Below are 20,125 nucleotides of genomic sequence, written 5' to 3'. Positions count from 1 at the left end.
ATGAAACCCTTCATGAAAAGCTACTTCCGCCTCGCCGCCATCGCCAGCCTCGCCACAGTGCTGGCGGCCTGTGGCAGCAATCCATCGCAACCGGAGATCGCGGATACCGCCGAACCGGTGCTGGATGAGAACGGTAAGCGCGTGGCGACACCGAATCCTTATTTCGCGGAGCGCACCAGCGTGCCGACCGGCGCGCAGCAGGCCATGTCGCGCGCGCGGGAATTCTTCGATCAACAGCAATTTCAAGCGGCGGAAACCGAGCTGCAGCAGGTGGTGGCCCAGTGGCCGAACCTTTCCGGTGCCTGGCTGAACCTGTCCAAGGTCCAGCTGAAACTGGCACAGCCCGAGCAGGCCGAAGCGAGCCTGCGCCGTGCGGTGGAGGCCAATGCAAAGAATGTGTTTGCGTGGAATGCACTCGGTGTTTTGCTGCGCGATCAGGGCCGGTTCGAAGATGCCCGTGTGGCTTATGAAAGTGCGTTGGCACAGTGGCCTGATTTCGCCATGGGCCACCGCAACCTGGGTATCCTGTACGACCTGTATCTGCACAAACCGGAACAGGCTTTGCATCACTACCGCGAGGCGAAGGCGCTGGAAGAGGCGGAAGACCGGGTGCTGGCGGGCTGGATTGTGGATCTGGAACGGAGAATGTAATTCATGCTGAAACTGTCTCCGCTGTTTGCTCTGTTATTTCTCGCCATTTCTTTTTCTGCGACCGCGCAGGAAGAGGGCGAAGTGATTTCGCTGGAATCCACGATTGTGGGCAGCCAGGAGCAACCCAAGGTGTTGTACATCATCCCCTGGAAGCAGGCTGCGAGCCTGGAAAAAATCGAGAGCACCATCCACACCGCCATCGACCACAGTTTCCAGCATCAGGAATATTCGGAGTTGAAGCGGGAAATAAAGTTGGTGCAGGAAAGCGAAAACAACAACTGATAGCACCTACTTAACCCAAGGCCAACGAAGTACAAAATACAAATTGAAGGCCGAGTGCCGGGTATGGCTTTTCAAAAGCGTCGGCGACAGGGACGTCGCCGACGCAGCGTACATGGATGTATTCACAGCGGTTTTGAAAAGCCATACCCGGTGCTTGGCCGCCACAGGACCTGCTAAGTCGGTTCCTTCCCAGAATCAACCAAGAATGCCCTGTAAGAAAATCTGGTGGCGGTGCTGCCACCGGGTATTGGTTCGCAAGACACGCCGTAAACCCATCCCTGGGGGCTCTTCCGCGAGGTCCCTCTCGCGGAAGGTCTTGCGAACCAATACCCGGCGTCATCACCTTCACTTCAAAGTTAATTACTTTTACACACTAAAAATCTTTACGTCCCGGAGATTTGACCATGGAGTTTTTCAATACACTGCTGCGCTTCTTCCAGAACGGCGGCGCATTCATGTACCCCATAGCGCTGGTACTGGTGATCGGACTGGTGCTCGTCGTCGAGCGCTGGGTGTTCCTGTCCCGCGCCAAAATGGCCAACCGCCGCGCCTACGGCCAGATCCTGCCGATGATGCAGCAGCGCAACTTCGCCGCCGCACTCAAATTCGCGCAGAGCGAAAAAGCCCCCATGGGCCAGCTCGTCGCCGCCGGCATTGCAACTGCCCAGCACGCGCGTAAAGACGAAAACATCGCAATGGCCATCGAAGAAAGCATCCTCGAAGCGGTGCCGCGCCTGGAAAAACGCACCAACTACCTGGCCACCCTCGCCAACATTTCCACCCTGCTCGGCCTGCTCGGCACCATTATCGGTCTGATCGCCGCGTTTACCGCGGTAGCCAACGCCGAACCGTCCGAAAAAGCCTCCATGCTGTCCTCCAGTATTTCCGTGGCGATGAACACCACCGCCTTCGGTCTGATCGCCGCCATCCCGCTGCTGCTGGCTTACTCCATGCTGCAGAACAAAACCAACGAAATCATCGACAGCCTGGAAATGGCCGGGGTGAAATTCCTCAATCTGATTACCCTGACCCGCAGCCAGAAAGCAGAACCGGCGGCAGCGGCGCGCCCGGCAGCGAAGGCGGGAGCCTGACCCCGGGCGCCTTTGAACACTGAACGTGTAATCCGATAACAAGAGAGAGCCATGGCTATCCGACGCAGGCTGGAAACCGATCCGGAGCTGGACATCACCTCGTTCATGAGCCTGATGACCGTTCTGGTCCCCGTATTGCTGCTGAATATGGTGTTTTCCCATATCTCCGTACTGAACCTGAATCTGCCCGGTCTCAGCGACCCGAGCACGACACAGGATCAGAAAGAAAATCAGCAACTGGAATTGGTGCTGCGCGCCGATTACATCGACATCAACTATCCGGCGGGAATTCGCGTGAAGCGTATTTCCAACCGGGACGGCGCGCCGGATTTCAAGCTGGTGTCCGATGTATTGCAGGAAGTGAAGCGCAGCCTGCGCGAGAAAGACATCGACAAGAAAGACCTGGTGATCCTCTCCGAGCCCGGTACACCCTACCGCACGTTGGTAAGCGCCATGGACACCGCGCGCTCGTTCCGCGCGGTAGTGGCAGCTTCGGTGGTGGATGCGGAACTGTTCCCGCAGATTTCCCTCGGCGATGCCCCCCCTGAAGAAGGGCAGGCGCAAGCCCAACAAGAAAGCGAACAGCAGCTGGCAGGCAACGGACTATGAAAGCGACGATCGGCGGCAAGCTGAAAGGGCGCAAGCAGCGCCGGCATAAGGAGACCAAACTGAACCTGGTCTCGCTGATGGATATTTTCACCATTCTGGTGTTCTTCCTGCTGGTGAATTCTTCCGATGTGGAAGTATTGCAGGCGGACAAGACCATCAAACTTCCGGAATCCACCTCTACGCAGAAGCCGGAGACCACCACCATAGTGCGGGTCAATGGCGATCAGTTGCTGGTGGGCAACCGCGTGGTGACGAAGATTGCGGATATTTCCGCGGCGGACGAGCAGATCAAACCACTGCTCGACGAGCTCACCTATCTCGCCAGCCGCGCGGAGCCACTGCCGGAAGATAAGCAGGCGGTGGGCCGCCCGATCACCATCCTCGGTGACGAGGAAGTGCCCTATGCACTGCTGAAGCAGATCATGAACACCTGCGCGGCAGCGGACTACCGGGATATCGATCTCGCGGTCACGCAGACCGCACCGCAGGATCCGGCCGCACCGGCCGCCGGTCAATAAGGGGGAGTTCAGCTATGTCGACGACGACTGCCCCGGCGCTGATGCCCTGGCACTACTACAACGCACTGCTGCCCTGGTCTTCCACCGAAGAAGAGGACCAGCGTTTTGTAAAATTCCTCAAGGCGGGCATGGTCGCCTTTGTGATTGTGGGCGCGCTGTTCACGTTTATTCCGGCTCCGGAGCTGACACGCGAGCAGAAAGAACAGCTGCCGCCGCAACTCGCGCGGGTGATTCTTGAAAAAAAGGAACTGCCGAAACCGGTCGAAAAGCCGAAGCCTAAACCCGTAGAAAAAAAGCCCAAGCCCAAAGAGGTCAAACAGGAAAAGCCCAAGCCCGTCGAAAAGCCGAAACCGGAGCCGGTGAAGACCGTCAAGCCCAAGCCGCTCACGGAAAAAGCGACGGTAGAAGAGGTGACCAAGGCGCGGGAAAAGGCGGCCAATAGCGGCCTGATGCAGCTGCAGGACGACCTGATGGATATGCGCGACAGCCTCGACGTATCCCAGGTGGCCAATGCCAACAGTCTTGCCAGTGGCGCTGCCAACGCGCAGAAGATCGACCGCTCGCTGATTTCCGACAAATCCAAGGCGTCCAGCGGTGGCATCAACACCGGACAGCTGAGCCGCAACACCGGCGGTTCCGCGCTGTCTGGGCGCGAGACGACCCAGGTGGAAGTGGCGGAGGCCACGGCGGCGGCCAAGTCCAGTGCCAAGGAGGCGCGCCGCGAGCGCGGCACCCGCGGCGAGGAATCCATCCGTCAGGTCATGGAAGCCAACAAAGGTGCCATCTTCGCCATCTACAACCGCGCCCTGCGCCAGGACCCGGCGCTGGCCGGCAAGGTAACGGTCAAGCTCGTGATCGAGGCCAACGGCACCGTCTCCTCGGTGACCCTGGTTAGCAGCGAGCTCGGCGATGCGGATCTGGAGCGCAAACTGCTGGCGCGTATCGGCCTGATCAATTTCGGTGCCGCCAGTGTGGAAAAATCCACGCTCAACTACTCCATCGACTTCCTGCCGTCCTGAGTGGCGGCAGTGCTCCCGAGAAATGAAAAGAGCATAGTTTGATGACGGCGCCATTTTGCCGGGGCTTTATTGTTGGCCTCTGGCGGAACAGTTAACGTTGCAAACTTCTATCATCAGAAGCAAAAGGATATTGCTATGCCGAAACAGAAGTTTCATGAAATGCATCGAGTTGATAGAGCTATTGATAATTTCGCATCCATCGAAAACCCTACAGAAGCAGATCTCAATCGAGTGGGCACCGTTGCCCAGGTAGAGAGCATACTCGATATTTACAGGGCTGAAGGAATAAACATGTCAGACAGGGAGTTGCTCGAAGAAAAGCACGTTTCCCTGCGTCTCGGAAAGCACATGACAGTAGATGGAGATCCGCGACCGCACGAGTTGTGTGACGCTCATGCAATCATATCTGGGGCACACAGAGATGCCGCAAGATTGATGACTCAATTAATGGATGCTGGCTGCCCAAGAACACGAAAGCACTGTCATTTATGCCCGATTGGTTAAGGAAAGCCGTACCACACAGCCAGATACACCGAAGACAATACTATTCGTGGTTCAAAAGATTAATCAATCTCGACACCATCGACACGGATCAAAAGCTAGTTGAAACCCTCAGGTTTGTCGAACACCGCTTGCAATCCGGCACCCTGCCATCTTACATAATGCAAAAGGCATAACGCGCTCAATGACAATTCACAGAATAGTCCGAGATGACCGCTATCTTATTTTTGACATTCCTCACCTTGAAGTGCTGGAGAAACTGGGAAGGGCCTACCCGATTCATATCAAGCGTTCGCCCGTAAAGTATTCAGAAGTTTGGAAAGAGCCTCTACGTTTAGACTTCGGACCCGAAGAAGAGACTATCTACGAAGAGATTCCTGACTTGTCAGTTTATGACGGCCGGATGTTCTTCAGTGTCAAAGCATTCCAAACGCTTGGTGACGAACTTCGCCAGGATGGGGAGTTCTTACCAGTAACTTACGCCGGCGGATCGGGCTATCTGTTCAACCCCCTCACAATTGCCGAGAATTTCGGAGCGCGGGACGACCGCTTAACAGTACTTAATGAATTCGATGAAGCCCAAAGTATTGGCTTCATCGAAAATAAGCTGCCCGTAGGCACTATGATTTTCCGATCAACTATTAGTGCTTACTACGATGTTTTCTGCACCGATGAACTGAGGCTGGCGGTGGAGAGAGCAGGTTTAACCGGCGTCATCTTCCACCCAGATCTCGCAGATATAAGCGGGGGCGCAACGACCGAGCATTAGTATGCGTGTTGACAATCCACGGTAATGAAAACCTCAATTGCCTAGATGGCGAAAAATTCTTCTAGCCAGTGATTTTCCTGAAAAACTTTGGGATGCCCTGGCGATATCGGACAGCCCCAATTTAAGCAGATCCGACTGTTTCCCAATATTTTTTGCGAGTTCCGCCGGGACCAGATTACCAAGCCGCGAGTAGCGACGTTGGCGATTGTAGAAAGCTTCCATATCAGTCGCAGGTAAACTCCCACTAAAATTCCTGTTATAGAGTTGCCAGAGCTGCCTGATAACATAGGTGATCACCCACTAGGGCCTTACAGGTAGGTAAGCTACTATATTGACTGAAGACACAAAGGGGAATAGGAAAATTAACAAAGCGCTGCATTATATGGTGCAACTCGCTTTTATCGAGATAAGGTCGGCTACTAGCCTGAATGCTGCAAATAAATTTGCTGACGTTTTTCATAACATCCCGATGATGCTACTAAATAGTTCGAGCGCCTTGGAGGACCAAGTAATTTTAGACAAACTTATTCAAAGAGCTAAAAGTAATGGCATGGATGATTATGTTAAAAAATTGAGTGTAGTTGCATTGGAAGCAACGGATCATCCTGAAGCTTGAAGAAATTGGGGGCAAAGCGATTCATTCGTAAGGGATCAGTCTTGCCCAGCATAACGGAGTTCAGAACTCTGTATGAGGGTATTCAAACTTCTGTGTCAGCCCTATAGCAATATAGATTGAAGTATTTTTCCGGGTAGTTGACCCCAGCATCCCGGTCTTCAAGCTCGCCCCCCCGGGCCAATTGAACAGTCATCGCGGCCAGATCCAACTCCATGGGTTCGGGCTGCGCTCACCTCCCGGCACCACCGAACTTTTCTGCCTTTACTGCCCGACCGTCATTGCGGTCACCTGAAAGTCGCGCGAAGTACGCAAATAACACGGGGGGTAATTGCATTGTCACAGACGCTTCTGGTACAAAAGTCCCACAAATGTGACGCGTGTCGCAATAACCCGATGACTCAGGGGCCGCATCCCCAAAGACGGGCCCGACTGCTGATGCAATAACAACAATTATCCTGGACAGTACCTGTGGCCGACGAGACGCAAACCGGCAAGCCCAGAACCGAGCTGCTCACGGGCGTGTGGGAAAGCCGCCATGAAATGCTGGCACAGAACAGGACAGCGCTTTCCGGATTCCGGATTGACGAACTCATGGGGCGCATCTTCAGCAATGGGCCCTGTTATCACTATGTGTTTGATCTGTTCGATCTGAGCTTTCTGTATATCAGCCCGCAGCTCGAGCAACACCACGACCTCCGCCTCAATCGCCTCACCTTTCAGGACATTCTCGAACAGATCCATCCCGACGACATGGCGTTTGTGGCCAGCGCTGAGGCCACGGCATTGCGCCTGGTGCGGGAACAGATCGGCCTGGAAAAGATAACCGACTACAAGTTTTCCTACTGCTTCCGCTTCAGGGTGCGCGATGGCAGCTATCGCCTGTTCAATCATCAGTCCATTGTTCTGACCACGGATGATGAAGGCAGGATTGGCAAATCTCTGAATGTACACACGGACATTTCCCACCTGTGTGCGGAAAACAATTACCGCCTCTCCATGATCGGTATGAACGGTGAACCCTCGTACCTCAATATAGAAGTGGATGGCGAGCCCGATACCCTGCAGCCAAGCCAGCCGGTGTTCAGCCAGCGGGAAATTTCTGTTATTCGCCTGATATCACGCGGTTTTACCAGTCCGGAGATAGCCCGCGAGCTGGCGCTTTCAGAATTTACCATCAAGAACCACCGCAAGCGCATTCTGAAAAAGGCCGGGTGTCAGAACATGGGTCAGCTGTTTGGCAGCTGTATTGTCGAGGGGCTTATCTGATCCCTGCAAACGCCGTATTCTGTTATAGAAGCCTGCTGCTGTTGCCGTCAGTTTCACCGGCGCGGGGTGAAATAGCCGAGCAAACAGGGGACACCACATAATTACAAGGACCATCTCGATGGAACCTGAAGATCTGCAACCGGAAAAAAACCTGATTCATCGCGCCTGGCGCAACGTGCCGGATTTTTTTGCACGGCAGGACATTTCTCTGCCGCACAAGGAAATCGATGAATTTATTGCTAACACCTTCAGTACCGGTGCCGCCTACTACTATGTGCTGGACTTTCTCAATATCCGGAAGCCGATGCTGGTCAGTAATTCCGTGGAACGGATTCTCGGGCTCGACCCAACTGCCACCACCATTCAATCCATTATTGAGCGGGGTCACCCGGAAGACCTGCCCTTTGCCGCGCGCGCCGAAGAAACCGCGCTCAGGATACTGAACAACCAGATTGGCAGGGAGCAGGTCCGGAATTACAAGATTTCCTACTGTGGGCGCCTGCGCACCCGCGATGGCAGTTATCGCATGTTCAATCACCAGGCTCTGGTCCTGGCTACGGATGAAGCCAACCGGGTCGCCAAGGTGCTGAGCATCCACACGGATATTTCCCATATCACCAACCGCAACAACTACAAGTTGTCATTACTGCATCTGTTCGGTGGCGAGAGTTTTCTCAATATCGACGTGTTCGATGAAAACAACCAAGTGGTCGGCGCGCCGTCCCTGTTCAGCGGACGGGAAATACAGATAGTGCGGATGCTGGCGGAGGGAAAAACCAGTGTGGAAATGGCGGAGATTCTTGGAATTTCACAACACACGGTGAAAAACCACCGGAAAAATATTCTCAAGAAGGCCGGCTGCAAGACCACCGGGCAACTGGTATCGAAAGTGCTGGCGGAAGGTCTGGTCTAGCGGGTCGTACGCAACGCTGTGCAAGCGTTGGTCATGCATTAGTTTCGCGGTAGTTTTCCTGAATTCGAACGCCAGTACGGTCGCAAATTGTTGCGCCCATGGATGGGATTTGACTCCAAGGGGCTATTGCCGGCAATACGCATTAAGCGCAAGCTGACTCCTGAGCACGCCGGCCCCTGCGTTCAGGGGCCCCGGTGGGAATGGATACCGCGCTCACCAACAAATTCTCATCCTGTGAGTTGGTTGCAGCCGCAAGGCTGGCTCTGGGCAGGCCAGGATGGTCTGCCGCAGAGCGTTTTCATCAACCGCTTTAGCCGACGTTCAATTCAGATCCGCCGCATACCGGCGCAGCAGCTCCAGAGGAACAATTTCCAGCGCGCGCAGATGGGTGCGTTGCAGATACACCCGGGGCGCCATGTCCGCCTTCTGCGCTTCCAGCCAGCGCGCCGCACATAAACACCAGCGGTCACCGGGATTCAGTCCGGGAAAGCCAAACTCCTCCACCGGCGTGCTGAGATCGTTGCCGCGCTCGCGGGAAAACTTCAGAAAGTTCTCGGTCACTTCCACACACACGGTGTGGGAGCCGAAATCCTGATCGCTGGTATTGCAGCAGCTGTCGCGGAAAAAACCCGTCAGTGGATCGCTGCTGCAGGGAATCAGTGAGTCGCCGAACACATTTTTCGACTCGTGCATTTCCAGTGTGATTGCCACGTTCACGCCCCCTTCGATTCGTCGTTTATCAGTCGCATGTCCACCAGCCGCCAGCGCAAGCCGCTGCGCTGCATGAACAGTTTTACCTCGGAATTGTCTTCGCGATTACTACAGATCACCTCCACCCGGTTCAGGCCGCGGAAACGCCACTGCCGCAACTGCCAGTGGTGCCGGTGCTCGTCGTCCTGCACCTGCTCTTCCGGTTGCGGGGCGGGAGCGGCGGCAGGCGGACGGGCGCCGCCGAATACAGCCTCGAGTTCACGCTCGAACTCTTTCCAGTCTTTCTGACCCTGGATCAGTTCGGAAATGCCGCGCGGGCTGATCAGGCTGTCGACCAGGGGACCGAGTAACAGCTCCGCACCGGCGGAAAAGAAACCTCCCAGTTCCGGCGACAGATCGCGCTCCATAGCGGTCCGCACATCCTCCAACAGGCGATTGCGGATATTGCGCCGCAGTTGTGGAAAATCCACATAGCGTTCCATGGTCGCAAGGTCCCGGTGCTGTGCCGCCTCCACTAGTTTGTGGGCGGAGTACCACGGCAGTGCCGCATACACCAGTCCCAGCAGCACAACGACCAGTCCGGCGCGCACCCCCCATCTGCCCATTGCTCATCCCCTGCGTCGCTCGCGTAATGGTGCCAATAGTACCCTCGGCGGGAGGTGGATTACAGACGCTTACATCAGCAGGAATACCACGCCAAAGCGCATAAGAGCTGTGATATGGTTGCAGGCCCTGTTGCCGGAACCGGCCCCCTGCGGAAAACCGGTTGGCGGAGTACTGCCGGCACAATAAAGACAAGAAAGTTCGATCAAGGAATTTCGACCATGAGTGATATCTACAACGCACCCCAGGCTGAGCTGGCGGGCGACGACAGTGGCAATGCGGGTATGGGCTCCATCCCCAAAGCCTTGGCGGGGGACTATCAGGTTGCCATCGGCGATACCCTGAGTGAGGCCTGGGCCAAAACCAAAGGCAACAAAGGCACAGTGTGGCTGGGTGTATTGCTGTATTTAGTGGCCTATATCGGCATTTCCGTGGTGGCCACGCTCATCACAGGCCAATCCTTTACCGACCCGGAGGCCAACGCGGGCCTCGGCGCGATCCTTTCCAATATCATTATTGTCGCCGTCAGTGCACCGCTGGGTGCAGGCATGATGATGATCGGTGTAAAGATCGCCCGCGACGAGCAGGTATCCGGCACCGAGGTGTTTGCGCACTTTGACAAAATCCTGCCCTTGGCGGTGGCCATGGTACTGATGTACATCCTGATGGCTCTGGGCTTTCTCCTGCTGATCATTCCCGGGATCTACCTGGCGATCGGTTATGTCATGATCCTGCCGCTGATCGTGGACAAAAACCTCGGTCCCTGGCAGGCGCTGGAGCTATCGCGCAAGGCCGTTACCAAGCATTGGTTCGGGGTCTTCGGTTTTATGATCGTGCTGATGCTGCTGTATTTCGCTGGCTTCCTGGCGCTGATTATCGGCCTGATCTGGGCCATTCCGACCCTGAGCATTGCCTACGGCATCCTCTATCGCAATATGTTTGGCGGCCATGAGGCCAATCCGGAAATCTGATTTCCGCGACGGCGGAGAGGCCCCGAGTGCGGGGCCCCTTCGCCGGTATTTGCCCTCGTTTCCGTTGTAGCAGCTTCCAATGCAGAACTTCTCCGCTCCTTCAGCATCCTCTCCGGGCCACTCTGCGGACGTCGCCGACGACACCGGCCTGGACACCCTCTACGAAATCGAAACCCCCGAAGGGATCGACCTGACGGCACATGTTGCCGGGCCGGTGCCGCGTATCCTGGCCTACTCGGTGGACCTGTTTTACCGCACCCTGATCCTGATCGCACTGGGAATCGCGCTGACGTTTGCCGGCAAAACCGGCGTCGGCGTCTGGCTGCTGGCATCCTTTCTGCTGGAGTGGTTCTACCCGGTTGTGTTTGAAATTTTCCGCGGCGGACAGACCCCGGGCAAACGCGCGTTTGGCCTCGCGGTGGTCAATGACAACCTGACCCCGGTGGGTTGGGGCGCCTCGATCATGCGCAATCTGCTGCGCTTCGCCGATTTTCTGCCATTCGGCTACTGTGCCGGCATGCTCAGTATGACCCTGAGTGGCTGTTTCCAGCGCCTCGGCGACTACGCCGCGGGCACGATTGTTATCTATCGCGAACAGGGGGTGCATGCGACGGCCCTGCCCGATGTCGCGCCCGCACCACCGCCGCGCGGGCTCAGCCTTGCCGACCAGCAGGCAATCGTCAGTCTCACCGAACGCAGCGGCGTGTTGAGCCAGGCGCGCCAGCAGGAGCTGGCCGATCTTATACAACCTGTCACCGGCAAAAGCGGTGAACCCGGGCTGCGTCAGCTGTTCGCCATTGGCCACTGGCTGCTGGGTGCGCGGGACGGCAAACACAAGGCGGACACGCCATGAAACAGCGGGAATTTGAACAGCGCCACGAACCGCTGTGGCAACAGCTGGATAACTGGCTCGCCGGTTACCAGAAGAGCGTGGCACGGAAGGCGGACGCTCCCGAAGGGGCGCCGGTTTTCGACGATATACCGGCGGCCTATCGCTGCCTGTGCCAGCATCTCGCCGTCGCCAAGGAGCGCCAGTACACCGGCAACCTGGTGGCGCGTCTCAACCTGCTGGTAATGGCCTGCCACCAGCGTATCTACCAACAGGGTTCGGTTTCCAGAAATCGCTGGCTGGACTATCTGTTTGCGGGTTTTCCCCGCGCGCTGCGCGCGCAGTCGCGGTTTGTGTGGCTCGCCTGTGCACTTTTTCTCGCGCCTGCGCTGGTGATGGGGCTCGGCAGCTACTGGAATGATGCGCTGATTTACGCCGTGATGTCGCCGGAGCAGGTGGTGCAGATTGAGTCCATGTACGACCCGGGCAACCGCGTGCTGGGCCGCGAGCGCGGCTCCGATTCCGATCTGATGATGTTTGGCTTTTACATCAAGAACAATATCGGTATCGCCTTCCAGATGTTCGCCTCTGGCATTCTGTTCGGACTCGGCTCGATTTTTTTCCTGCTGTTCAACGGTGTGTTTCTCGGCGCGATTTTCGGGCATATCACCCGCGTCGGATTTGTCAGCACCTTCTATCCCTTTGTCATCGGCCACGGCGCCTTCGAGTTGACCGCTATCGTATTCGCCGGCGCGGCGGGGCTCCGCCTGGGCCACGCACTGGTGAGTCCCGGTAATCTGAGCCGCCGCCACGCCCTGCGCGAAGCCGGGCACGACGCCATGAAAATCATGTACGGCACCTTCCTGATGCTGGTCATCGCCGCATTTCTGGAGGCCTTCTGGTCGTCCAGCACCGAAGTGAGCATCGCGGTAAAACTCGCGGTGGGTGGATGTTTCTGGTTGCTGGTAATCGCTTATTGCTGCTTCGCCGGGCGCCGGGATGACCCAGCGGCGTTGGAGGGCGGGCGATGAATCTCGACCGTCTGCAAGTGCGCGCGCGGCTGCGCTCCAACTGGCAGTCCGTGGACCTGGGCATAGTGCTCGCGCGGCGGCATTGGCTGCAGATGACGCTGCTGTGGCTGATCCCGGCGGCACCGCTGTTCGCGTTGATGGCGCTGCTGTTTCCTCACAGTCCCAATCTGGCGATTTTCTGTATCTGGTGGCTTAAACCGCTGTTCGAGCGCCTGCCGCTGCTGGTGGTAAGCCGGCAGTTGTTTGGCGAACAGATCCATATGCGCGAAGCCTTGTCGCAGTTCCGCCGCGCCAATGGACGCGACTGGTTCGCCTGGCTCAGCTGGCGCCGTCTCTCGTTTACGCGCGCATTCGATCTGCCGGTAACGGTGCTGGAACAAGCCACCGGCCGGGTGCGCAATGCGCGTCTTGCCCTCCTGCATCGCAAGACCGCGGGCACCGCCAGCTGGCTGCACATCGTCGGCGCGCATGTGGAAATGATCTTCGGTATAGGTGTTGCGGCACTGGTGTTGCTGATGCTGCCGGAGCAACTGGATATCGACTGGTGGCCGATGCTCATCAACAACGAAAACCTGATGCAGTGGCTCGCCAATGGCATGTCGCTGCTGGTGATGGCAATGGTCGCGCCGTTTTATGTGTGTGCCGGGTTCATGCTTTACATTGGCCGCCGTATTGATCTGGAAGCCTGGGATCTCGAAATTCACTTTCGCAAACTGCGCGCGCGCCTGACATCCGGCCGGAAAGCGGCCGCCAACACCCGCCCCGTCACGGCACGCAGCACGTCCACCAGCGCGCTGCTGTGCGCGGCCGCCATCGGTCTGTGCACACTGCTGTCGCTGCCACAACCGGCGCTTGCCGACAGGGTCAATCCCGGCGAAGCCCAGCAGTTGATCGACGACACCCTGGCGGGTGACGACTTCCATCTGCGGGAAACAAAGACTGGCTGGCGGATGCGGGAATTCGATGCCCGCAAGTACCGCTTTCCCGATTGGTTTATCGCCTTTATCGAGTGGCTTGAGAGCCGCAGCGATGGTGAAGCAGAGTGGGACGGTGCTTTCTGGCCGCTGATCGCCGGCATTATTGAGCTGATACTGTGGATTCTCGCGGTCGGTATCTGCGTATGGCTGTTGTGGAATTACCGCCAGCAATTGCGCGCTTTGCTCGGCCAGCACCCGCGCAAAAAAGTAGTGGAGACCCGGCGCCCCGAAACCCTGTTCGGCCTCGACCTGCGACGGGAAAGCCTGCCGGACGATATCACCGCAGAAGTGCTGCGTCTTTGGCGGGCCGGCGCCGAGCGCGAGGCGCTGGGACTTCTGTACCGCGCCAGCCTGTCGGATCTGATTTCCCGCTACGACTGCCCGTTTCAGGATCACCACACCGAAGCGGAGTGCGCGCACCTGGTGCGCGACGAAGCGCAACAGGACCCGCGCCTGCACCCCGCACTGGTGCAGTTTTTCGGCCTGCTCACAGCTACCTGGCAGCGCCTCGCCTACGCCCACAAGGCGCCGGCGAACGCCCAGCTGGAAGCGCTGTGCGCACAGTGGCAGCAGGTATTCCGCACTGAGGAGACCGCCCGGTGAAACTGAGCCGTATCGCCATCGCCACGACACTGCTGCTGGTTGTTGCCGCCGGCGCCCTGTTTCTGTTTTTTTTCGAACGCTTCAGTGAAGAAGTGGATCTCGGCTATGGTGCCGAGGCGCAGCACAATCCGTTTCTGGCCGCAGAGCAGTTCCTGGAACGCATCGACATACCCCACCGCCGCGCCGATAACATCGCCGTCGTATCGGCTCTGGATGAGAGCGACGCGCTGTTTCTCGCCAGCTCCAGCCAGATCTACAACAGCGACCGGCTGTGGGAGCTTATGGACTGGATCGAGCGCGGCGGCCAGGCCATTGTGGTGGCCCACAGTAGCGGCGGCGAGCACGAACAGGATCTGCTGCTGGACATGCTCGGCCTCGAAGTCGCCACCGGCGATCTGGACCTGTATTTCAATCAGCAGGTGCGGGAGATGTTCGGCGAGGACGCCAGTAAATTGCAGGACAAAACCATCAGCGAACTGATGCGCGAACACAACCGCAAGCTGGCGGAGCCGGAAACCGGCAGCGAAGGCGCTGAAGAAGACACGACGGACACCGGTGACGCGCCCGCGCGCGACCCGGACGTCGACCCCGACCGCCTGATCAATCTCACCAGCGACAGCGGCGCCAGCTACGCGCTCTACTTCAATCCGCACAAGGTATTCACCCACGAGATGATGGGCCAGGGCGCGGATACGGACGTAAACGGAAACCCATTGCACTGGGTGCCGTTCCAGCGCATTTCCACGCAGGCGCCACTGGTGTTCTACGAATATGGCCGCGGCCGTCTCACACTGATGACCGACGGAGAGCTATGGCACAACCATCGCATCGGCGAATTCGATCACGCCTACTTTCTCGCGCACCTTGTGGGCGAGCGCAATCTGGTGATGGTCACCCGGCCCAGGTTTGACACCCTCAGCAACCTGATCAAGCGCTACGCACTGGAATTCCTCGTTGCTGCACTGCTCACCATTGCCGCGTGGATCGCCAATCGCAGCCGCCGTTTCGGTCCGCTGATTGCGCCCCCCGCAAGCGCCCGCCGCTCGCTGCTTGAACACATCCGCGCCTGCGGACATTTCTATTGGCGCCACAGCCGCGGCGAGAATCTGTATGAACAGGCGCGCGCGCCGCTGCTGCAAAAGCTCTGCGGCCAGCGCCAGAACGCACTGACTGCGGAACAGTGCCGGCAACTCAGCGAGACGGTGGCAGCGCGTACCGGGCTGAGCGCCAGCGATATTTTTCACACCCTGTGGGGGGAAGCGCCCCGCAGCGAAGACGACTTTACCGCGCGACTGCGCAGCATTCAGATCATCGAGGCCGCCCTATGAGCGAATCCACCCTGGACCAGGCTCCACAACTGCACTCCGAACCCAGCGCCAGAACCGGCAGCGGACCTGACACCGACGGACACTGGCGGCAGGCCAGCGAGCGGGTGGAGCAACTCCGCCGCCGCATCAACCAGGTGGTCATCGGCCAGCCCGCGGTGGTGGACCAGGTGCTGATCGCGCTGCTCGCGGGCGGACACGTTCTGCTGGAAGGCGTGCCCGGGCTCGGCAAGACACTGCTGGTGCGCAGCCTCGCCAGGGGCTTTGGCGGCGACTTCCGCCGCATCCAGTTCACTCCCGACCTGATGCCCGCGGATGTCACCGGTCACGCCATCTATCACATGGCGGAGAGCCGCTTCGAGGTGCGCCGCGGCCCGGTGTTCACCAACCTGCTGCTGGCGGACGAGATCAACCGCGCGCCGGCGAAAACCCAGGCGGCGCTGCTGGAGGTGATGCAGGAGCAACAGGTCACCATCGACGGAGAAACCCATGCCACCCCGCTGCCATTCATGGTGCTCGCCACCCAGAACCCGGTGGAGCAGGAGGGCACCTACCCACTGCCGGAGGCTGAGCTTGATCGCTTCCTGCTCAAGGTTTTGATCGACTTTCCCAGCCAGCAGGCCGAGGAGCAGCTGGCGGCCGCGGCCAGCGGTGGCCACATCGAGCGCACCCTGCGCGATGGAGTCCAGGCGGTCTTCAATGCCGGCGAGCTGCAGCAACTGCAGGCACTGGTGCCGCAGGTACAAGTGGACCAGCAGGTGCTCAGTTACGCCGTGCGCCTGGTGCGCGCCACCCGCGAATCCTCCCAGTTGCGCCGCGCCGCCGGCCCCCGCGCCAGCATCGGCCTGATCCAGGCCGCCCGCGCCAACGCTCTGATGGAGGGGCGCGATTTCGTACTGCCAGACGACATCAAAACCATGGCCATACCCGTCATGCGCCACCGGGTGGCGGTATCGCCGGATATGGAGATCGACGGCGAGACCGCCGACTCGGTGCTGGCACAGATCATCGCATCCGTGGAGGCGCCGCGGCTGTGAAGCCCTCTCCGTTGCTGATTCGCCTGCTGCTGATTGCCTGCGCCAGCGCGCTCGCGGTGAGCGCCGCGCGCATCTGGTGGCCGCAGGCGGCGGCGCTGCTGGCCAATACCTGGTGGCTGGGGTTCGGCGCGCTGACGCTGGCGAGCCTGTTGGATTTCGCCACCGGCCGCCACTGCCGCGGCCTCGACGGCCGGCGGCACCTGCCGGGCAATCTGGCGCTCGGGGTAGAGCAGCGAATCGAACTGAACCTGATCAACACTGGCACCCGCCCGCTCAACCTGCTGGTTACCGACCAACTGCCGGAAGAGCTGCGCGCCCGCAACCTGCCGCTCACCATTCAGCTGCAACCGCAGCAGGAGATCGTCGCCCACTACACCGCGATGCCGGTGCGCCGCGGACTCGCCGCCTTCGGCCGGCTGGAGCTGCTGGTGCACTCCCCGTGGCAACTGTGGCAGTGCAAGGTACTGGCAGGGGAGCCGCAACAGGTGAAGGTGTACCCGAATTTTCTCGGCATCTCCTCGCTGCAGGCGCTCTCTACCGAACAGACCCTGCGTTTTCTCGGCGTACACCAGCAGCAGCGGCGGGGCGAAGGCCTGGACTTCCGCCAGCTGCGGGAATACCGCCGCGGCGACAGCCAGCGCCAGGTGGACTGGCGGGCCAGCGCGCGCATGCAGAAACTGATCAGCCGCGAGTACCAGGACGAGCGCGACCAGGAAATCATCTTCCTGCTGGACTGCGGTCGCCGCATGCGCGCCCGCGACGGCGATCTGAGCCATTTTGATCACGCCCTCAACGCCCTGCTGCTGTCTGCTTATGTGGCCATTCGCCAGGGCGACGCGGTGGGGCTGCAGTGCTTTGCCGGCAATCAGGGCCGCCTGCCACCGGTGAAGGGCGAAGGCGCAATCAACCTGCTGTTGAACCACGTCTACGATCTGCACTCGGGCACCGCACACAGTGATTACACCGCCGCCGCGGAACAGCTGCTGGCGCGCCAGCAGCGGCGCGCGCTGGTGATTCTGCTCACCAACGTGCGCGACGAGGACAGCGAAGACCTCACCGCCGCAGTGGCGCAGCTCTCCCGCCACCACCTGGTCATGGTGGCGTGCCTGCGCGAGCGCGCGCTGGACGAACTGCTGGAAAAGCCGGTAGTGGATTTTGACAGTGCACTGCTGAACGGCGCGGGCCGGGATTTTGTGCGCCGCCGCGGCCGCCTGCTCCAGCAGCTGCGCGCGCGCAAAACCATCCTCGCGGATGCCCTGCCGTCGGAAATGCATATGTCCCTGGTGGAAGCCTACTGGCAGCTGAAACGCAGCGGTAAACTCTAAACCCGAGCCCCATCCGCCAGCACAGGCCCGCGCTCACGTGAATCCCAGGTCCGCAACCGCTGGATAACCGGGGCGATCCCTGTGGATGAAGGCGGTTTACTGCTTTTGAGGGAGACTTAAGTAGAGGCCGGCTCGAATCAGCCGGCCCTTTTCTGATTAGAACCGGTACGCAAAATTGATTGTCAGCGTGCGCAGGTGGCCGAGGTCGAAGCGGCGCTGGAAATTCTCGTCGACGTCGAAATAACGGACCCGGTTGCGCACATTGTTGTAGTTGTACTCGATGGAGGTATCGAAGTCGCGCGTCCAGTTGTAGCGGTAACCGACGCCGGCATTCCAGTAGTTGTCACTGCTATCGCTGTTCACCTCGTACAGGACGCCGTGCTTTTCGATGGTGTCCACATCGAACTCACCGTAGTTCCACCCCACCATCCAGTAGAAGCACTGCACATCGCAGGTCAGGGTGAAATCGACCTTGGCCCCGATTCCCCACTGGTCCACATTTACCCGGCCATCGTCAAAGCCGGTGTAGCGCAGCTCCACCTGCCACACGCCGACGGTTGGCGTGACACCGATACTGGCGTAGCCGGCGAAGTCCCGATCATCATTGATCTGCAGTTCACCAACGCCGAGTCCGAGGGTGCCGATTACACGATACTCGCCGTTGCAGTAGCCGTCGAAGGGATTGTTCCACTGGGCCAATGCGGCACTGGAAGTAAACAGGGCCAGAAGGAATACCAGACCTTTCATTGTCACCGTCCTTGGATAAAACATTTGAAAATTTTTCAAATACGTCTTGTTGGTTTTGTCGCTCCGTCGTTCAGGAGTTCGGTCGTAATTCGTTGCGCTCGATGTCGATAATCGCCCACACACCGCCCACAAACGCAGGGTTTTTGCGCAACTTGTCGAGTTCGCCGGGGACCGGGGGTGGATCACCCGCCGCCTGCAGATCGTCCAGACGCTGGGCAATGGTTTCCGCCATTTTCTGCAGTGCGCCTTCGAGGGTATCTCCGTGGCAGTGGCAGTGGGGAAGATCCGGTGCGATGGCACCGTAACCGGCAAATTCGATGTTGTGTACCACGACCGGGTAGCGCATGGGACTTACTCGTTTACGTTAAATTTATATCCCACCAAGCGTAGACCCAATTGTCGAAACCTGAGCAAATTTCTCCGCGGAAAAACTATTTATACGACGCCGGCGCCGGTTGCCGACAGGCGGGAGAAACTTAGCGGGGAATGCGCCCGAGCAGGGCACGACGGGAAAAGATCATTTCCCGGTAGGTCTGGACCAGCGACAGGTCGGGAGCATCATCCGCGCCCTGCAGATCCTCCACCTGCCGTAACAGCCAGGTGATCTCAGTCTGCAGGCGCAAGCGCAATGCGCGGATCTCCGTCTCGCTGATATTGATGTGTCTGGAAATGTTATGACTGCTGGGCAATGGGCACCTCCCGGTCAGATCCCGGTTATCCGGCCATCGCGACATATCGCGCAGCAGCCGGATATACCAGTAAGACTAGACCAGTCTTTCCCCTTCAGCCGGGCGCATTTAACCGAGCAGCAGGGACTTCCAGTCGTAGGACGGATCGCCGATCACATAGAAGAAGGGGTTCAGCAGCGCGTCCTTCTGGTTGTAGCGCAGCAGCGCAAACTGCTCGTCCACCACGATGCCGCCGGCCGCCTCCACCACTGCCTGCGCCGCCGCCGTGTCCCACTCGCAGGTGAGCGCCAGGCGCGGGTAGAGATCCGCGGCGCCTTCCGCCACCAGACACAGCTTCAGTGAGCTACCCATGTTTTTAAGCCCGGTCTCACCGAGGCTGCCCTCGATGCGCGCGAGCAGTTCGTCCACCGCACCGGCGCCGTGACTGCGGCTCGCCACCACCTCAATTGGCTGGCTGCTGTCGAGACGCGGCTGCATCGCGCGCACTCCGATGGTCTTTTCACCACCGGCATCCCGCTTGATCGCGCCGAGGGACCTGGCGCCGGCGTATGTGATATCGAGTACCGGTACATGCACCACCCCCAGCACCGGCTCGCCGTTCTCGATCAGCGCCACATTCACCGTGAACTCGCCGTTGCGGCGGATGAACTCCTTGGTGCCATCCAGCGGGTCGATAATCCAGTAGCGGTTCCACTGGCTGCGCACCTCAAACGGGGGCAGTTTGCCCTCTTCGGACAGCACCGGCACGCCTTCGATCAGCTGCTCCAGCGCGGGCAGCAGGATTCTGTGCGCCGCGAGATCCGCGGCGGTAACTGGGGAATCGTCAGACTTGGTGTCCACCTCCAGCTCGCCGCTGGCGTTGTACACCTCGAGAATCGCCTCTCCGGCTTGTACCGAAATGGCGATGACCCGATCCAGCAGTTCCCTGCTAATTACATTTTCCATGATTCCCCCGGTTTGACTTTCTTTGACGACAAAACGGGGGATTATACGCAGAGCGCGGCGGATGGGGCATCCCGCTGCAGCTTTGGGAGGCCGGGGG

At 58.9% G+C, this 20,125-nt stretch carries 24 protein-coding genes; 18 read left to right on the top strand and 6 right to left on the bottom strand.

What is annotated here, in order from left to right; genetic code table 11:
• From FDY93_RS03250 to FDY93_RS03200, 11 genes are all read left to right on the top strand, one after another.
• Positions 1-651 (top strand): tetratricopeptide repeat protein, encoded by a 651-nt coding sequence (locus FDY93_RS03250; protein ID WP_138234311.1) that lies wholly within the window; start codon positions 1-3, stop codon positions 649-651.
• Positions 652-654: 3 nt separating this feature from the next.
• On the top strand, positions 655-933 hold the full coding sequence (locus FDY93_RS03245; protein ID WP_138234310.1) for a hypothetical protein: 279 nt from the start codon (positions 655-657) through the stop codon (positions 931-933).
• A gap of 404 nt (positions 934-1,337) precedes the next feature.
• Positions 1,338-2,024 carry a MotA/TolQ/ExbB proton channel family protein gene (locus tag FDY93_RS03240; RefSeq protein WP_138234309.1) on the top strand — a complete coding sequence of 229 codons (687 nt, stop codon included), beginning with the start codon at positions 1,338-1,340 and terminating at the stop codon, positions 2,022-2,024.
• Positions 2,025-2,075: 51 nt separating this feature from the next.
• On the top strand, positions 2,076-2,633 hold the full coding sequence (locus FDY93_RS03235; protein WP_138234308.1) for a biopolymer transporter ExbD: 558 nt from the start codon (positions 2,076-2,078) through the stop codon (positions 2,631-2,633).
• A complete protein-coding gene (locus FDY93_RS03230; protein WP_138234307.1) occupies positions 2,630-3,151 on the top strand; it encodes an ExbD/TolR family protein in 522 nt (173 codons plus the stop codon). The genes FDY93_RS03235 and FDY93_RS03230 overlap by 4 nt, the downstream gene beginning before the upstream one ends.
• Positions 3,152-3,165: 14 nt before the next feature.
• The gene (locus tag FDY93_RS03225) at positions 3,166-4,170 is read left to right on the top strand and encodes an AgmX/PglI C-terminal domain-containing protein (protein ID WP_138234306.1); all 1,005 of its coding nucleotides are present in this window, start codon (positions 3,166-3,168) and stop codon (positions 4,168-4,170) included.
• A 135-nt stretch (positions 4,171-4,305) separates the two neighbouring features.
• The gene (locus FDY93_RS03220; protein ID WP_138234305.1) at positions 4,306-4,674 is read left to right on the top strand and encodes a hypothetical protein; all 369 of its coding nucleotides are present in this window, start codon (positions 4,306-4,308) and stop codon (positions 4,672-4,674) included.
• A gap of 181 nt (positions 4,675-4,855) precedes the next feature.
• On the top strand, positions 4,856-5,440 hold the full coding sequence (locus FDY93_RS03215) for a hypothetical protein (protein WP_138234304.1): 585 nt from the start codon (positions 4,856-4,858) through the stop codon (positions 5,438-5,440).
• 331 nt (positions 5,441-5,771) lie between these two features.
• A complete protein-coding gene (locus tag FDY93_RS03210) occupies positions 5,772-6,056 on the top strand; it encodes a hypothetical protein (protein ID WP_138234303.1) in 285 nt (94 codons plus the stop codon).
• 468 nt (positions 6,057-6,524) lie between these two features.
• Positions 6,525-7,322, top strand: coding sequence for a LuxR C-terminal-related transcriptional regulator (locus FDY93_RS03205; RefSeq protein WP_138234302.1), 798 nt, complete (start codon positions 6,525-6,527; stop codon positions 7,320-7,322).
• A 118-nt stretch (positions 7,323-7,440) separates the two neighbouring features.
• Positions 7,441-8,235, top strand: a complete 795-nt coding sequence (locus FDY93_RS03200) for a helix-turn-helix transcriptional regulator (RefSeq protein ID WP_138234301.1) — start codon at positions 7,441-7,443, stop codon at positions 8,233-8,235.
• A 321-nt stretch (positions 8,236-8,556) separates the two neighbouring features.
• Here FDY93_RS03200 and FDY93_RS03195 read toward each other — a convergent pair whose 3' ends face one another.
• Entirely contained in the window at positions 8,557-8,946 is a 390-nt protein-coding gene (locus tag FDY93_RS03195) for a DUF2237 family protein (protein WP_246068438.1), read from the bottom strand.
• Between the two features lie 2 nt (positions 8,947-8,948).
• On the bottom strand, positions 8,949-9,551 hold the full coding sequence (locus FDY93_RS03190) for a DUF2939 domain-containing protein (protein WP_138234300.1): 603 nt from the start codon (positions 9,549-9,551) through the stop codon (positions 8,949-8,951).
• Between the two features lie 219 nt (positions 9,552-9,770).
• Between FDY93_RS03190 and FDY93_RS03185 the strand changes: the two genes are divergently transcribed.
• The 7 genes from FDY93_RS03185 to FDY93_RS03155 all read left to right on the top strand — a co-directional run bounded on the left by FDY93_RS03185 (position 9,771) and on the right by FDY93_RS03155 (position 17,647).
• Positions 9,771-10,520 (top strand): hypothetical protein, encoded by a 750-nt coding sequence (locus FDY93_RS03185; protein WP_138234299.1) that lies wholly within the window; start codon positions 9,771-9,773, stop codon positions 10,518-10,520.
• Positions 10,521-10,599: 79 nt separating this feature from the next.
• Positions 10,600-11,373, top strand: a complete 774-nt coding sequence (locus FDY93_RS03180) for an RDD family protein (protein WP_138234298.1) — start codon at positions 10,600-10,602, stop codon at positions 11,371-11,373.
• The gene (locus tag FDY93_RS03175) at positions 11,370-12,380 is read left to right on the top strand and encodes a stage II sporulation protein M (RefSeq protein WP_138234297.1); all 1,011 of its coding nucleotides are present in this window, start codon (positions 11,370-11,372) and stop codon (positions 12,378-12,380) included. Before FDY93_RS03180 ends, FDY93_RS03175 begins: the two co-directional genes overlap by 4 nt.
• Positions 12,377-13,960, top strand: a complete 1,584-nt coding sequence (locus FDY93_RS03170; protein WP_138234296.1) for a DUF4129 domain-containing protein — start codon at positions 12,377-12,379, stop codon at positions 13,958-13,960. The genes FDY93_RS03175 and FDY93_RS03170 overlap by 4 nt, the downstream gene beginning before the upstream one ends.
• Positions 13,957-15,288 (top strand): DUF4350 domain-containing protein, encoded by a 1,332-nt coding sequence (locus FDY93_RS03165; protein ID WP_138234295.1) that lies wholly within the window; start codon positions 13,957-13,959, stop codon positions 15,286-15,288. Before FDY93_RS03170 ends, FDY93_RS03165 begins: the two co-directional genes overlap by 4 nt.
• Positions 15,285-16,322, top strand: a complete 1,038-nt coding sequence (locus FDY93_RS03160) for an AAA family ATPase (protein WP_138234294.1) — start codon at positions 15,285-15,287, stop codon at positions 16,320-16,322. Before FDY93_RS03165 ends, FDY93_RS03160 begins: the two co-directional genes overlap by 4 nt.
• Positions 16,319-17,647 carry a DUF58 domain-containing protein gene (locus FDY93_RS03155; RefSeq protein WP_138234293.1) on the top strand — a complete coding sequence of 443 codons (1,329 nt, stop codon included), beginning with the start codon at positions 16,319-16,321 and terminating at the stop codon, positions 17,645-17,647. The genes FDY93_RS03160 and FDY93_RS03155 overlap by 4 nt, the downstream gene beginning before the upstream one ends.
• Before the next feature lie 156 nt (positions 17,648-17,803).
• Here FDY93_RS03155 and FDY93_RS03150 read toward each other — a convergent pair whose 3' ends face one another.
• The 4 genes from FDY93_RS03150 to cysQ all read right to left on the bottom strand — a co-directional run bounded on the left by FDY93_RS03150 (position 17,804) and on the right by cysQ (position 20,028).
• Positions 17,804-18,394 carry an outer membrane beta-barrel protein gene (locus FDY93_RS03150; RefSeq protein WP_138234292.1) on the bottom strand — a complete coding sequence of 197 codons (591 nt, stop codon included), beginning with the start codon at positions 18,392-18,394 and terminating at the stop codon, positions 17,804-17,806.
• A gap of 70 nt (positions 18,395-18,464) precedes the next feature.
• Positions 18,465-18,740: a type II toxin-antitoxin system HicB family antitoxin gene (locus tag FDY93_RS03145; RefSeq protein ID WP_138234291.1), complete on the bottom strand. Its 276-nt coding sequence runs from the start codon at positions 18,738-18,740 to the stop codon at positions 18,465-18,467.
• Between the two features lie 130 nt (positions 18,741-18,870).
• Positions 18,871-19,083 carry a hypothetical protein gene (locus tag FDY93_RS03140; protein ID WP_138234290.1) on the bottom strand — a complete coding sequence of 71 codons (213 nt, stop codon included), beginning with the start codon at positions 19,081-19,083 and terminating at the stop codon, positions 18,871-18,873.
• Between the two features lie 108 nt (positions 19,084-19,191).
• Positions 19,192-20,028 (bottom strand): 3'(2'),5'-bisphosphate nucleotidase CysQ, encoded by an 837-nt coding sequence (gene cysQ / locus FDY93_RS03135; protein ID WP_138234289.1) that lies wholly within the window; start codon positions 20,026-20,028, stop codon positions 19,192-19,194.
• Between the last annotated feature and the right edge of the window lie 97 nt (positions 20,029-20,125).

The organism is Microbulbifer harenosus (assembly GCF_005771435.1).
Taxonomy (GTDB): Bacteria; Pseudomonadota; Gammaproteobacteria; order Pseudomonadales; family Cellvibrionaceae; genus Microbulbifer; species Microbulbifer harenosus.
This window is presented reverse-complemented; position numbering and strand designations above follow the sequence as displayed.

Coding starts and splice junctions, on each gene's coding strand:
- FDY93_RS03250 (WP_138234311.1), top strand. CDS start 1: ATGAAACCCTTCATGAAAAGCTACTTCCGCCTCGCCGCCATCGCCAGC.
- FDY93_RS03245 (WP_138234310.1), top strand. CDS start 655: ATGCTGAAACTGTCTCCGCTGTTTGCTCTGTTATTTCTCGCCATTTCT.
- FDY93_RS03240 (WP_138234309.1), top strand. CDS start 1,338: ATGGAGTTTTTCAATACACTGCTGCGCTTCTTCCAGAACGGCGGCGCA.
- FDY93_RS03235 (WP_138234308.1), top strand. CDS start 2,076: ATGGCTATCCGACGCAGGCTGGAAACCGATCCGGAGCTGGACATCACC.
- FDY93_RS03230 (WP_138234307.1), top strand. CDS start 2,630: ATGAAAGCGACGATCGGCGGCAAGCTGAAAGGGCGCAAGCAGCGCCGG.
- FDY93_RS03225 (WP_138234306.1), top strand. CDS start 3,166: ATGTCGACGACGACTGCCCCGGCGCTGATGCCCTGGCACTACTACAAC.
- FDY93_RS03220 (WP_138234305.1), top strand. CDS start 4,306: ATGCCGAAACAGAAGTTTCATGAAATGCATCGAGTTGATAGAGCTATT.
- FDY93_RS03215 (WP_138234304.1), top strand. CDS start 4,856: ATGACAATTCACAGAATAGTCCGAGATGACCGCTATCTTATTTTTGAC.
- FDY93_RS03200 (WP_138234301.1), top strand. CDS start 7,441: ATGGAACCTGAAGATCTGCAACCGGAAAAAAACCTGATTCATCGCGCC.
- FDY93_RS03190 (WP_138234300.1), bottom strand. CDS start 9,551: ATGGGCAGATGGGGGGTGCGCGCCGGACTGGTCGTTGTGCTGCTGGGA.
- FDY93_RS03185 (WP_138234299.1), top strand. CDS start 9,771: ATGAGTGATATCTACAACGCACCCCAGGCTGAGCTGGCGGGCGACGAC.
- FDY93_RS03180 (WP_138234298.1), top strand. CDS start 10,600: ATGCAGAACTTCTCCGCTCCTTCAGCATCCTCTCCGGGCCACTCTGCG.
- FDY93_RS03175 (WP_138234297.1), top strand. CDS start 11,370: ATGAAACAGCGGGAATTTGAACAGCGCCACGAACCGCTGTGGCAACAG.
- FDY93_RS03170 (WP_138234296.1), top strand. CDS start 12,377: ATGAATCTCGACCGTCTGCAAGTGCGCGCGCGGCTGCGCTCCAACTGG.
- FDY93_RS03160 (WP_138234294.1), top strand. CDS start 15,285: ATGAGCGAATCCACCCTGGACCAGGCTCCACAACTGCACTCCGAACCC.
- FDY93_RS03150 (WP_138234292.1), bottom strand. CDS start 18,394: ATGAAAGGTCTGGTATTCCTTCTGGCCCTGTTTACTTCCAGTGCCGCA.
- FDY93_RS03145 (WP_138234291.1), bottom strand. CDS start 18,740: ATGCGCTACCCGGTCGTGGTACACAACATCGAATTTGCCGGTTACGGT.
- cysQ (WP_138234289.1), bottom strand. CDS start 20,028: ATGGAAAATGTAATTAGCAGGGAACTGCTGGATCGGGTCATCGCCATT.